At 69.1% G+C, this 12943-nt stretch carries 8 protein-coding genes and 4 pseudogenes; 5 read left to right on the plus strand and 7 right to left on the minus strand.

Features of this window, described 5'->3' with window-relative positions:
• Nucleotides 1-189 precede the first annotated feature (189 nt).
• Complete coding sequence (locus EBH09_RS36680) at nucleotides 190-4617, minus strand: trypsin-like peptidase domain-containing protein (RefSeq protein WP_121751029.1); 4428 nt, start codon at nucleotides 4615-4617, stop codon at nucleotides 190-192.
• A gap of 77 nt (nucleotides 4618-4694) precedes the next feature.
• Complete coding sequence (locus tag EBH09_RS36685) at nucleotides 4695-5099, minus strand: CU044_2847 family protein (protein ID WP_153182737.1); 405 nt, start codon at nucleotides 5097-5099, stop codon at nucleotides 4695-4697.
• 137 nt (nucleotides 5100-5236) lie between these two features.
• Here EBH09_RS36685 and EBH09_RS36690 point away from each other — a divergent pair, with 137 nt between their 5' ends.
• The gene (locus tag EBH09_RS36690) at nucleotides 5237-5653 is read left to right on the plus strand and encodes a hypothetical protein (RefSeq protein ID WP_121751031.1); all 417 of its coding nucleotides are present in this window, start codon (nucleotides 5237-5239) and stop codon (nucleotides 5651-5653) included.
• A 48-nt stretch (nucleotides 5654-5701) separates the two neighbouring features.
• Here the strand turns inward: EBH09_RS36690 and EBH09_RS40045 are convergent.
• A pseudogene (locus tag EBH09_RS40045) lies at nucleotides 5702-5938 on the minus strand (hypothetical protein); the annotation flags it as partial.
• Here EBH09_RS40045 and EBH09_RS36695 point away from each other — a divergent pair.
• The 3 genes and pseudogenes from EBH09_RS36695 to EBH09_RS36710 all read left to right on the plus strand — a co-directional run.
• A pseudogene (locus tag EBH09_RS36695) lies at nucleotides 5939-6256 on the plus strand (IS630 family transposase); the annotation flags it as partial. It abuts the pseudogene before it with no gap.
• Between the two features lie 10 nt (nucleotides 6257-6266).
• Nucleotides 6267-6515, plus strand: a pseudogene (locus tag EBH09_RS36700) (carbonic anhydrase); the annotation flags it as partial.
• Between the two features lie 1401 nt (nucleotides 6516-7916).
• Nucleotides 7917-8255, plus strand: a complete 339-nt coding sequence (locus EBH09_RS36710; RefSeq protein ID WP_121751032.1) for a MerR family transcriptional regulator — start codon at nucleotides 7917-7919, stop codon at nucleotides 8253-8255.
• A 106-nt stretch (nucleotides 8256-8361) separates the two neighbouring features.
• On the opposite strand, the gene EBH09_RS36715 is transcribed toward EBH09_RS36710, so the two are convergent.
• The 4 genes and pseudogenes from EBH09_RS36715 to EBH09_RS39705 form a co-directional block, all read right to left on the minus strand.
• Nucleotides 8362-8859, minus strand: a complete 498-nt coding sequence (locus EBH09_RS36715; RefSeq protein WP_121751033.1) for an FhaA domain-containing protein — start codon at nucleotides 8857-8859, stop codon at nucleotides 8362-8364.
• 19 nt (nucleotides 8860-8878) lie between these two features.
• Nucleotides 8879-10313, minus strand: a pseudogene (locus tag EBH09_RS36720) (NF041680 family putative transposase).
• A gap of 354 nt (nucleotides 10314-10667) precedes the next feature.
• Nucleotides 10668-11129, minus strand: coding sequence for an ATP-binding protein (locus EBH09_RS36725; protein ID WP_121751205.1), 462 nt, complete (start codon nucleotides 11127-11129; stop codon nucleotides 10668-10670).
• A 125-nt stretch (nucleotides 11130-11254) separates the two neighbouring features.
• A complete protein-coding gene (locus EBH09_RS39705) occupies nucleotides 11255-11458 on the minus strand; it encodes a hypothetical protein (RefSeq protein ID WP_238697559.1) in 204 nt (67 codons plus the stop codon).
• Nucleotides 11459-12407: 949 nt separating this feature from the next.
• Between EBH09_RS39705 and EBH09_RS36735 the strand changes: the two genes are divergently transcribed.
• Nucleotides 12408-12943, plus strand: a 536-nt coding sequence (locus EBH09_RS36735; RefSeq protein WP_121751206.1) for a hemolysin III family protein, incomplete at its 3' end; no start/stop codon positions are given.

Raw genomic sequence — 12943 nt, forward strand, 5'->3', positions numbered from 1 at the left:
CGATCCACGAGGTCAGCCACCTGCGGAAGACCGGGCGGCTGCCCTGGAAGTGGATCACCGACGGAACGTGCACTTCGAGATCCGCACCGGCCCGGCAACGACATCGACCCGCTGCCGTACCCGCGCCGCCACGACGCCGCCCCCTGACCAGCCAGAACACCCCCGCGGCACCGACAAGACCTTCGCGGATCATGTGGTGCAGATCTTGTCCGGCAGCTGACCGGGCAGGCCGCGGCGTTCGTCGTCGGTGAGGCCACGGCCGATCACCTTGCACAGGTGCCGCTTCCACAGGATGGGGTCCAGCCGGGTCAGGGACAGGGGAGACTTCCCCAGCGCATCGAGTGAAGACTCCGGGGTGGGAGAGCCGAACAGTGCCTTGCCGTCCCTGGTGGCAGAGATGACGCTCTGGTTCTCGGCGAACTCGTAGGTCTCCCGATATGACGGATCGTCTGCTTTCAGGAAGGTCACAGAACTGTCAGCGGCCAGGAAGTAGTGTGCGCCATTGGGGTTGCCCGTTGCCCACTCGCCGGGTCGCAGCGGCTTGGGGAAGGCTGCCACTCGACGTGGTCGTTGTCCCGGTTCGACGGACCACAGTTCCAGGATGCGTCCCGAGGTCAGGACGGCCATATAGCGCGTGTCCTTGAGGAAGTATGCGGTGAGGAAGTTGTCGGCGAATCGGATGCGAAGGTCTTTCCTCTTCTGGCCTGTGCGCAGGTCGACGGCGTGCAGGTCCGGTTCGTCGCCCACGCTGACCGCCAGGAGACCTGGGTCGCGGTGGGGAGTCACGTGGTACTCCGGCCGGTTTTGGGAAGTAAGCCGCAGGTCCTTCAGATCGATCGAGGAGAGGCGACGTCCCTTGCGGGTGTCCCACTGTTCGACGAGGGAACCAACGACCGTCACGAGCCGATCACCGGGCAGGAAGACGAGGTCGACGGGTTCCAGTTCGCCTACGTCACCGGGCGGGGTGAAGAGGTCGTGGGGGTCCCGGTCGACGACGGGTGGCTCGACGGCTGTCTTGAACTCCGATACGCGGCGCAGGGACGGCAGTCGGCGGATCGTGACCCGATTCTTGTCCGACACGTCCGCCATCAGTGTCTCGGCGCTGTTGATCGCGATGACCTGTTCCTTGGCCGGCGGTGTCTTGGCCTTGACGGACACTTCGGCCAGGTCGCGGTTGTCGCCCTCGGTCTCCATGACGCGCAGGGTGTCGCCCTTCTCTCCGAGGCGGACGAGCACCGTGCGTCCGTCCCCGAGCAGTCTTGGTACGCCGTAGGCGGTGGCTCCATCGGCGCTCACCAGGGTGTGTCCGGAAACCGAAATGTCGTCCTTGAAAGCCAGGACGGGCTCCTGTTCGGAGCCGAGCAAGGGTAGTTCCGGAGAAAGGTCGTGTCGGCGTACAGAAGGAGCTATGACTTTTCGTGGTCGTTCGTTGCCGCTGGCGTTGACGATTTCCCAGGTGTCTCCGTAGCCGGTCAGGGCAAACCGGTCGCCCTTGGCGTCAAGGACCGTAGTTTCGCACGTGGTGTTGTCGGATCGGTAACCGCGTAGGATCCGCCGGTCCGCCACTCGTATCGTCTGGTACAGAGCTTTGGCCGAGGACTCGCTGTCCCCTTCATGGCAGGTGATGACCACGGTTCCGTCACTCGACACACCGCTCTGTTTGCCATCCGTGACCAGGCGTCGCCTCGTACCCGTCCGGATGTCGACCGCGTCCATCATCTCGGTGTAGGACGAGGTGGTCCCCATTGCCATCAGCGTGGTGTCGTCCGGGCCGAACCAGATGGACTTGATCCCGGGAATGATCTTCGGCAGGTCGCGGTGGCGCCCCGTCTTCAGATCCCAGACACGCACCGGGAACGTCGTGGAATCGGCCGCTGCTTCGACGAGGTATCGGGAAGTGCGCGAGAAGTCGATCAGCTTACGCTGGTTGCCCCAGTCATCCGGATCGGCCTTCACCGGCGGGCCTTTGAGCAGATGTGCAGGCCCCACCGGATACTTCGCCGTGGGTGTGACATCGCGCCAGACAACAGCTCGGTCCTCGTCGCGCACGTAGGCGATGCGCCGCCCGTCCAGGCTGACCGTGGGCTGCTGGACGTTGGGACGGAGGCGGAGGTTGACCTGACGCACCTTGCCCTGCTTCGTACGCAGGAACAGGGTCGCGCGCCGGGTGTCGGAGGTCGCCAGAGTCACCGCGCCGTTCGCGCTCATGGCGACGCTGTCGATCTTTCCCTCGACGCCCGACAGGAGCCATGCCTTTTCCTTGACCGAGGTGTACCGGCGCAGCAACGCGTTGCGAGCTTCCTGAGTCGGGGAGGTGTCGTAGCCCGCGATCGCGGCCAGGGCGGCCTGGGCGGGATTGGTGTCAGCCAGTTCGTCCGCCTGCACGGCCAGCGACCTGGACCTGCCTTCCGCTTCCCGCTCCTTGCTCACCCGGGACTCCTGGATGGAGAACACGATCAACGTGGCGATGAGCGCGAGTGAGAGGCTGCCGCCCGCCCAGGCCCACCGGATGCGCCGCTGCCTGGCACGGTGCTGTTGTTGTATCGCGTGGCGTTGCTGGGCTGCGAGGTCGAGGAGTTCGGTCTCGGACGCCGTCAGTTCGTCGGTCCGCCCGGCCAGACGGCTCTCGAGGAAGACGAGTTGTGCCCCCCGCGGCAGAAGCTCGTCAGCACGCCCCGCTCTTTCCCAGCGTTCCCGGTCGTGCTGCAACTCCGCGCGCGCGGCGAGGAAGTCCCGGTCCTCACGCACCACTTCGGACAGAGTCGGCCAGGCCGTGATGAGGGCTTCATGGGCGAGCTCCACGCTCTCCGGCGCACCGGCCCCGCCGTGGAGCACCAAGAGGCGCTCGTCCTTCCCGGCGAACAGCACGGCCAGGTGCCAGCGCTGCTCGCCGGCCTCCGCACGGGTCAGCACCCGCCGCAGTGCGGGTGCGCCGCTTCCCGGCACCACTCGTACCAGTCCGGCGAGGAGCCGCCGCGCCTGTGTGACGGCCTCCATGGGGTCAGGGATCTCCGGGGCGTCTGCGGGGTCCGGGGAGCCGGTCTCGGTCACGGACGGGACGTGTTTCCGCCATGCCTCCTCCGCGTGCCTGCGCAGTGCGCCGGAGACGCCGCCGGCCTTCTCGTACGCCTCGACCCTCAGACGGCCGCCCGACTGTTCCTCCCACAGGTGCCGTAGGACGAAGGAGAGGAGGGGGAGGGCGCCGGGCTCACTGCCGGCGTCCTCCAGGATGCGGCGGGCCAGCCCCGGTTCGTAGGAGACACCGGGGAGGCGGTCCACGGGGCGGGTGATGACGGCGTGGAGCTGCTCCCGGGTCATCGGGGTCAGCGGCAGGACGGCTCCCCGTTTCAGCACCGGTCCGAGGTGCTCGTGGCTGAGGGCGGCGTCGATGAAGTCGGCGCGCAAGGTGAGCAGCACCCGCATTCCGGCGGTGCGCCGGGCGGGGAACAGCACCGACAAGAGGGCCGTGAGGGCCTCGTCGGGCAGGTCGAGCAGAGCTTCGGCCTGGTCCAGTACGACGAGGAGGTCGGTGGTGGCAGTGCCGGTGAGCCGGTGGACGGTGTCCGCGAGGCCTGCCCCGGTCAGCCAGGTGACGACCCGCTCGACGCCGGTGGCGCGCGGGGGCCCGAACCGTTTCTGGCGTGCCAGTTCGAGGAGTTCGACAGCCAGGGCATCCACCGGACGGGAGGTGCGTCCGCAGTGGATGACCACCACCTCGTGGCCGGCGCGGCGCATCACGGGCGCTACCCCCGCGAGGGCGAGGGAGGACTTGCCGCATCCCGAGGGTCCGCACAGCGTCACCGCTGCACGGTCACCGCGCAGTGCCCTGACCACGGACTCCGTGTCCTCCTCGCGGCCGAAGAAGACGTCGGCGTCCTCCTCGCGGAAGGGCTCCAGGCCGGGGAAGGGTGTCGGGGCCAGGAACGCCTCGGCGAGGGCAGGGATCTCGTCGGCAAGCGCCCCGAGGTGCAGCATGTACGCCTGCTGGTCGTCCCGAACCGGCTCCGCGGCCACGATCATGCCGACGACGGCGCCGAGGGCGTTGTCCCAGACCGGGCTGCCGCTGAAGCCGCCGGTGACACGGACCGTCTGCCCGTCGGCCCGGGACAGCTGTACCCAGCCCTTTCCAGCAGGGCCGAGGAGACTGCCCCGCTGCCACACGGGTCGGTCGGAGTGCCCGGTGAAGCCGACGATGCGGGACCCGTGTTCCCACAGATGCCGGGACAGGCTGGTGGGCAGCGGTCGCGCCCCCGGTGCCGGTGCGAGCAGTCGAAGCACGGCCACATCGCCGCTCCGGTCCTCCCGGATCGGCACCCAGTGCGCCACCTCTGCTTCGATGTCATGCCCGGGGGCTCCCGGCCCTGCGAGGAGCGGCATATCGAGGGTGACACGGGTTCCGGGGAGCACCTCGGTGTCGCGGGGTTTCCCGAGCGCGTCGCACACCACATGGGCGCAGGTGAGGACGAGCCCGTCGCCGACGAGGAATCCGGTACCGGCGGAGTCGCCGTGCCCGTCCCGGAGGCGGACCGTCCCGGAGGCGAGGACGGTGTCGGCGTCCTCGTGTTTGCCGTGCCCGGCTCCGGCCGCAGTTCGGCCGGATTCGTCCTGGTCGTACACGGGGCCTCCTCGGAGAGGTGAGGGGAGCGGGAGGGTGCTGGCAGTGCGACGGCTGGTCCCGGCCTGCCCCGCGGGACTCAGCCACTGCAGGCGGGGCCGCCCGCCGGGCCTCGGCCCGCGGAATCCGGGCCACCGACGGTTTCCGGCACCGCGTCCGTACCGGCGGGGCTGCTGTGCCAGGTGAGGCTGACGGAGAAGTTGGCCTCCGCGGAGGAGCCCGCGACGAGGACCTTCGCGTCGGCGGAGAGCGACATGCCGAATTCGAGGGTCGCCTCGTCCGGCGGCCGGAGCATGCCTCGGCAGCGGCCGACGAAGGCGTCCGCGACCGGCCGTACGACATCCAGCATCTGTTCCAGGGACTGCTCGGCCCGGGCGACGGCACGGCTGCCGCGTCCGACGCGCACGACGTCCTCCCCGGCGTCGTTCACCTGCACTCGTACGACCTCGCCGCTGCTCCCCAGCGGCACTTCGACTGTGTACAAGGCTTGACCTTCCGACAGCGGCATGACGTTCCCCGTTCGTGAACTGAGCCTCCGGGGACCTGAGTTAGGTCGCTCGTGAGGTGCACGCAGAGGCTAACTGACTGTGCGCGGGGAGTCACAGGGTCGACCGGGGCGGTGTGTCGGCGTCCCATGCCCATGCCCGGGTCCTGGCCTCCGTCCCGGGCCGGCTCACCACCCACGACGTCAACGTCCGCGACGTCAACTTCGCCCGCAACCGCGAGGAGTGCCTGCGCGAAGGCATCGATCCGCACACCGCCGTCGAGGTCGAAGCTCTCCGCACGGGGCTGCTGCGGCAGCGGCTCGACGAAACGATCGAGGGCCTGGCCGACGACGTTCGGCAGAGGAGCATCGAGGCCCGCACCGAAGAGGCCGAGCGGGAACTTCTGCGCTCCCTGCAAGGATCGGTGCAGAAGGTCGTCCAGCGCACCGCAGACAAGCTGCCTGCCGCGGATCGCCCGCGAGGAAGAGCAACGCCGCGCCCTGGCCGCCTTTCTGGACGGCTGGGACGCGGCGGGCGGGGCACACCCTCGTAGTGCTGTACCGGCGCGGGGGCGCTCAGGCGCCTGCCGGTGCCGGGCGCACGATGCCAGCGGAGAGCGCCGGCCTTTCTCTACCGCGCGCAGCTGCTCCCAGTCGACCTCGGGATGGGCAGAGACGACCGCGTCGACGGACGCCGTGGTGTAGAGCGCGACGTCGACGGCCCCGGCCCGGCTCGTGCCGAAGCGGATCTCGATCGACTGCGGTGAGCGGACTCAGCCGAGCCGCACCATGTGGTCGAGGTCGGCACGCCGTACCCGGAGCCGGGCGGCGGCTTGCTCAAGCTGTCGACGGACTCGCCGTTCGTCGAGAAGATCTACGACGTGGTTGGTCTGTACTTCAACCCGCCCGAGGGTGCGGTGGTGCTGTCGGTGGACGAGAAGTCGCAGATCCAGGCCCTGGACCGGTCCCAGCCCGTGTTACCGATAATGCCGGGCGTGCCCGAGCGGCGCACACATGACTACGTACGCAACCGCCTGACCACCCTGTTCGCCGCCTTCGACGTGGCCACCGGCGAGGTCATCACAGCGTTGCATCGCCGGCACGGGGCCGTGGAGTTCGAGAAGTTCCTGATCAGGATCGACAAGCAGGTTCCCGCTCACCTGCAGTGACGTCGTCGAACGTGTCACGCCGAGCATCCTTGCGGCCCGCGCGGCCGGACTGACCTTTGCCGGCGACGTGGACGAGCACATCCGTCACACGGTTGACCTGCTTCTCGACCGCTCACGTCTGCTCTCGGAGCAGGTCGACGCAGGGGAAGTGGCCGTTGTGGGCCTTGGCTATGAGCTTGCCGAAGGCAGCGCGCGGCTGGTCACGTCACGCGGCGACATCACCGAAGAGGACGGAGCAGGCTCATGACGCGGTACTTCGACTGCACCGATCCGACGGTCCGCGATGCCGGTCCCGACGAAGTCCTCTCGCGTGACAAGTGAAGTCGTCCGTGCCGGCAGCGGTGATGGGGGGATGGGGGAGTGCTCCCGGGGGCGGCGGGGCCGCCCCCGGGTGTCTTGGCTCTGCCTGGCCAGCGGGGCGCTCACGGTTTTGCCGCCGGCGGTCTGGCGGGTCATGGCGGTGGTGCGGGTGAGGCGGTTGGCCATGGGCCGGCCAAGGCCTCCGTTGCCGCTGCTCATGTCGGGGGTGCGCAGCGTGGCACCTGGGGGCTGGGGTCGTGCACGGTCCCCTCGGTGCTGCCCGCTGGGTGCGCGGTCAGGTCCGTGGTGCAGGTGCCGCCGCCGTGGCGCAGGGTGTTGGTGACGGGTTCGGAGACGACCGGGACGACCGGGCGGTCTCGGGTGCGAGCGCCGGTAGGAGACCTTCGAGGAGCTCCCGGGCTGTCGCGGGTGCCGGCTGCGGAGGTGGCCGGGCGGAGGGCTGCGGCGTTGACACTCGTCGTATCCATCAGGGCACCCGCGGTCTCGGATCGTTGACGGCTGGTCCTGTCTGACCGGGGCTTGTGCCCAAGGCTGCGGTCCGTTGACCCGGCTCGTCCCGGCGCCCATCACTGTTCGAGAGGGATTACCTCTCGGTCGAACACGCGGAAATCTGTATCTGTCAGAGTAGACATTGAGCGGTGCAGTGGTTATGTTTCTCTCGTGACCCAGAAGGACCGCAGGGCCCGGCAGAGACGAACTGCCGGGCAGCAGTACCCGCAGTTGCAGAACGGTGCGGTGGTGGAGTTCTGAAGCCAGGGTGGTTGCAGGACGGCGACGGGACTGACGACCGGACCGGGCGGCCCGCAGTGATCAGGGGCCGCCACCGCAGTGGCAGTACCCAGCAGCGAAGTCAGTGAGCGGTACCTCGGTGAAGGCGTCGGCTGCGGACGCGCGCACCGGGAGGTTCGGCAGTGGGGTTCTGAGCCAGAGCAGACGCAGGACGGGCGACGGGGCTGGCTGCCGAAGAGTGACGCTTTCACAGGTCACTGAGAGGTTCGCATCACCAGCAGTACGCAGTAGAGCAGTGCCAGCAGTAGGAAGTTCCCGTTTGGCAGGTAGTTGATCACCGAGGGAAGAACGGAGGAACGAAGCGCCATCAGGATCGCCCGGGCGGAAGTCTTGGGCCCGGGTACCGCAGGACATCGATAGTGAGGTGGTCTCCGGTCAGGCAACCGCGATCCCCGCGCTCCCGGCAGCAGGCAGGCCGGGCCCGCGGACCCAGAAGGCCGGCGCAGAATCAGGGTCGGCAGATGGTGTAGCAGTTCCTTCGGGGCCCTGGTGCCGTACGGCACCAGGGCCCCTCCACGCGTTCCGCAGAGAGGTGCAGATGACAGCAGACGATTCGTACGGCCGTCTCGACGACGACGATTACCCCGCCTACACCATGGGGCGGGCAGCCGAGATGCTCGGCACGACCCCCGCCTTCCTGCGGGCCGTCGGGGAAGCCCGGCTGATCACGCCGCTGCGCTCGGAGGGCGGCCACCGCCGCTACTCCCGCTACCAGCTGCGCATCGCCTCCCGCGCCCGCGAACTCGTCGACCAGGGCACCTCCGTCGAGGCGGCCTGCCGCATCATCATCCTGGAAGACCAGCTTGAAGAAGCCCGGCGTATCAACGAGGAACTGCAGAGGCACCCCGCCGGCCTTGTGGACAGGGCCGGCGCCTGATGCTGCATCTGCCGGCCGGGTCTGTGAAGGTCCGGCTGTCAAGACCGGAAGCTCTTGCCGTGCCTGAGGACAGCAGTCCGCACCGATGTGCTGGGCCAGGTCCTGGCTAGGACTCTCGTCTTCCTGCCGGAGCGATGCGGCTGTGGACGCGGAACCGGACGGCCGTGTCGTCGGGCGCGGGGCACAGGTCGATGGCGATGGGGCCGGCGAAGGTGTATCCGTGTTCGGCGGCGTGGCGGCGTACCTGGCCGGCGAGGGCGGGTGCCACGGGCAGCGGGCTGGCCGCGATCAGCCGGTGGATTTTCGGGAGCAGTTCGATGATGAAGGCGTTGGGTGCCACGACGCGTTGCCGGCCGACGATCAGAGTGTTGTCGTCGCACTGCCGTAAAAGCGTGGTCAACGCTTCGCCCTGCTCTTGCCTGGCCGGCAGCATGTGACGCCACATGCTCGTTGTCCACTGCTCCATCAGGCGTTCGCTTGTTCCGAGGAGTCCCATCGGGGGCGCCTGCCCCGCCGTGCCCTGAGCAGGCTCACCCGCATGGGTGTACTTGGGATGAGGGGTTCCGTCTGCTGCCGGGTGCGCTGGAGCGGGGAGCCGGCGCATGGCTGAGCTTGTTCTTTGTCTACCAAGATCTTCCGGGCTTGCCGATGGCCTTGAGGGTCTCGGGACGTCTGACGGTTTTGCCGACGTCGTAGCGGGGTGCCTGGTGCTTGTTCCTGGTGCCGGGTGGCCGTCCGGGGCCAGCGCCTCGTGGTTTGGGAACACGGGCCGGGCAGTCGAGGTGAGCGCGGATGTTCCTGAACCCGCGGCGGACCCGGGCCGGGGTGAGCCGGCCGGAGGCGGCGGGTTTCTCCCAGGGCCGGCGGAGGTCCTCGGCGATGGGCCGGGCGAGCCGGGGAGCTGGGTGTGCGCGACGATCAGGAGCCATGCCCAGCGGTCCGCAGCCTGGGGAGCACGAAGTGTCGGGGTGGTCCCGCCCAGGGTCTGCTTCGCGAAGCGGAAGGGTGTGCTCCAGATCGAAGCGGCGGAGAAATGCCTGCCAGAAGCGGTCCACGTCGTCCGGGGTGGCACCGGTCTTCGAGGACCATAACGACACCGGCGGGGCATCACGGTCTTTCGACAGATGCTCGACCTTCAACCGCAGCAACGTCCCCTCTATCAAGGGAAGTTCACCGTCGTGGTCGAGCCATGAGGAGCGGTGGGTGAGCCTTGGGTGAACCCGGTCCCCTGCCTGCGTTTCGGCCTTGCCGTAGTTGGTGGTGTCGGTGATCGCGGGCTCGGGCCAGGTCTCCGGCTCGGTGAAGCGGAACTCCGGGCCGTGCTTGGGCGGCCGGCCGTTCGTCCCCGGCTGGCGGGGCGGCTTCGGCGGCCGCATGACGCGGTCGGACCGGACCCTGCCGACCAGCTCGAAGGGCAGGTCACGCAGGACCCACGCCAGGCGGGTGACGTCATAGCCGGCGTCGCTGACGATCACGATCGGCGGGTCCCCGGCCTGCCACTGGCCCGCGGTGATGAGCCGCTCCACGACACCCCGCAGCTGGGCGGCGGTGACCGCGGTCGCGTCGTCCACCGGTCCCAGCCGGACCGCGTCCAGAACCGCGGTCCAGGACGTGGCGCCCGGCTCCAGCACGGCGACGAAGGAGTAGGGCCAGCCCGGAATGAACTGCGACGCCGTCTTCGCACGGCCGTAGACGCGGCAGAACAGCCGCTCCGCTGAGCACAGCGCGTCCGAACGCAGCCACGGCGAGACATCGACCGCCAGGACCAGGCGCCCGCCGTCGAAACGCGGCAGGGACAGGCCTGCCAGCACCGCTCAGCCGACCGACGTCGATCCGGCCCCGGTTCAGGCCGCCGTACATCGCTCCGTGCCCACGCCGATGCTCGGGCAGCAGCGTCAGATCCACCGGGGACTTCACCGCACCGTCCGCACACAACACCGCGTCCATCAGCTCGAACAACTCATCGCGCCGGGCGGTCAGACACTCGTAGAACTCGCCCCGGAAGCATGACCCTTCCGCGAACGCTTCCCTCCGGACAGCATCAAGCAGCAGACTCACCCTCACGGCCTTCGTCTTGGTCACGTGCACCTTGGTCGGAGCACAGGATCAGACGAAGGCCGCCCCCACGTCCGGCGAATCCCCAGGTGAGCGACCCAGTTCGAGACACCGTTCGAGGCCGGAAGAAAAAGAACAAGCTGAGTGGCTGTGCGGAAACTGCGCCCCCTCCACGCGAAGCGTGACGACCGCGTCCGTGCGGCGCCGGTGTGCGGTGCGTGCCGGAGGGGAGGGCTGAGGTCGCGGACCGGGACGCGCTCGAGGGCGCTTGCGCGTCGGCTGGCGGGGCCGCCGGGCAGCTGTGCCGCGGAACCAGGGCACTGAGGGGGGCTGGAGACAGCTCGGCAACCGGAGTGGTCACATCAGTCGGCCTGCCGGGTGTCCGCCGGGGTCGTCGGCCAGCACGATGGCGGTCTTGACGCGTTTACCCGCCGGCTCGCGGCGGATCTCGAAGCTGCGGCACACGGCCATCACGATCTCCAGGCCGTGCTTGCCGACCCGGTTCGGGTCGGCTGCCTGGGGCACCGGCAGGGCAGGGCCGCTGTCCCAGACGCTGATTTCCAGGGCACCGTCGTTGATCTCCAGGTCAAGCAGGCACGGGCCGGGCGCGTACTTGTGCGCGTTGGTCACCAGTTCGCTGACCACCAGCTCCGCCAGGCTCATCGCACGCTCCGACACCGGGATCCCGTGCACGGCCTGTACCTGGGTCATGAAACGGCGGGTCGCGTCCCGGGCCTCCGCGATCCGCTCTACGCCCTCCAGGGCGACCGCGGACAGCCGGGGACGGCCGGTCAGCGACTGATCCGCGTCTTCGTGCACCACTGGCCCCATACCGCCACCCTTGTCCTGAGCAACCCGGCTTAAGGGCGCCAACTACCCCCGAACCCCGACCGCATGCAACCCGCGTATCACGATTGCATAAATCAGTCAGTGCGCCGGCGCCGTCAGGTGGGGAACGTCGGTGGGGGAGAGGCCAGGGCGACGCGATGCCAGTGCCGCCGGCCGGAGGCGTCACGGGGGACATCGACGCCGGCTTCCACCACCAGCCCGGGTTCCACCAGCGTGTCGTCCAACTGATCCAGACTGCCCCGTACGCGCTCGACGTCGTGGGTGTAGTGGCGCTGGGCGCTGTCCGTGGTGAGTTCCACGGGGGGTAGGGGAGGCCGGCGGGGGCGCCCTTCCCGGAACCGCTCCGGGGTGTCCGTCAGATGGCAGGTGATCCCATGCTGTCTGCGACCCGGGGCTGTCGCCCGTCTGGAGGAGGGTCCTCGTCTTCTGGGCGGCATCCCTCTAGCGTGGGCGGCAGCCGCCGAAGGGAGGCGCGATGTCGGACGATCCGACGGGCCCGTTGGGTACAGCAATGCGGGAGGTCACGTTCCCGGACCAGTCCCGAGGAATCATCTTGGTGCGGGCGGGGACACCGCAGGACGAGGCCGAGGCAATGGCCGCCCGTGTGTGGGCCGAGATGCCGGAAGGCTGACCTGCGTGAACGCACGTACCCCGTACCGTGCTCCACATACCTTCCTGAGCCGTCGGGCATGGACCGGGACCAGCCGTACGGAGCCCGCACCGGTGCATGGCGCCACCTGCACGCGTCAATCGCCTGGGGAGGACGCGCGGTAGCGGTCTCTGCGACGGGGCCGAGGCCACTCAGGGTCACAGACGCCGCGCCGCGTTCCGCTGCCTGGCGCGTCTGCCGGCTGCCACGAGAACCGCCGAGGGGGAAGCCGTCCGCTGCGTGCCCGGCGCGCGGTGCCGGGGTGGGGAGCAGGTGCCGAAGGACGCTCTCGCCGAAGGCGTCCGCGGAGACCTCGTCGGCCGGCCGGCTTCACGGCTTCACCGGCCCAGGGGCGGCAGGCCGCCGGGGCCGGCGCCCTGACGGCAGCACTGACCACGTCTGGCGATGCCGCTCTGGCGGGGGGAGTTCGCCCTTCGGCAAGGCTCTTCCGGGCAGGCTTCTAGCATGACCGGATGGTTTTTGATGATGCCCAGAGGTCCGGGACGGTACGGGGAGTTGTGGCCGGGGACGCCGTAGGCGGTCTCCCCGGCGGATCACACCGTGGCAGTGCTGCGGAGAATCCTCATCCGGTTGCCGATCTGGCCGGGTGGGCGGCGGACCTGGTCGAGCCGGTCAAGCCGAAGCTGCGTGGCTGGCTCCACGCCGCGATGGTTCCCGCCTCGTTGAGTGCCGGCATCGTCCTGGTCTGCCTGGCGCGGACCGGGCAGGCGGTTCTGGCGTGCACCGTGTACTCCGTGTCTGCCTGGCTGCTGTTCGGAACGAGCGCCGTCTACCACCTGGGCACCTGGGGGCCGCTGGGCGAGGCCGTTCTGCGTCGCCTCGACCATGCCAACATCTTTCTGATCATCGCTGGAACCTGCACTCCTTTGGCCGTGCTCCTTCCCTCTGACCGGCAGGCCCTGCTGCTGTGGATCGTATGGACGGGTGCGCTGGCCGGCGTCGCCTTTCGTGTCCTGTGGGTCAGTGCTCCTCGCTGGCTGTACACCCCCTGCTACCTGGCTCTGGGGTGGGCACCGGTGCGTTACCTGCCCGACTTCCTGCACACCGGCGGAGCGGCCGTCGTCACCCTGATAGTGACCGGCGGACTCCTCTACAGCGCGGGAGCGGTGGTGTA

Origin of the sequence: Streptomyces sp. E2N166, assembly GCF_003671715.1 — a bacterium.
GTDB classification, from domain to species: domain Bacteria; phylum Actinomycetota; class Actinomycetes; order Streptomycetales; family Streptomycetaceae; genus Streptomyces; species Streptomyces thinghirensis.

Excerpts from the sequence above, each read along its gene's own strand:
- EBH09_RS36710 (WP_121751032.1), top strand. The coding sequence starts at position 7,917 with ATGACAGCAGACGATTCGTACGGCCGTCTCGACGACGACGATTACCCC.
- EBH09_RS36715 (WP_121751033.1), bottom strand. The coding sequence starts at position 8,859 with ATGCGCCGGCTCCCCGCTCCAGCGCACCCGGCAGCAGACGGAACCCCT.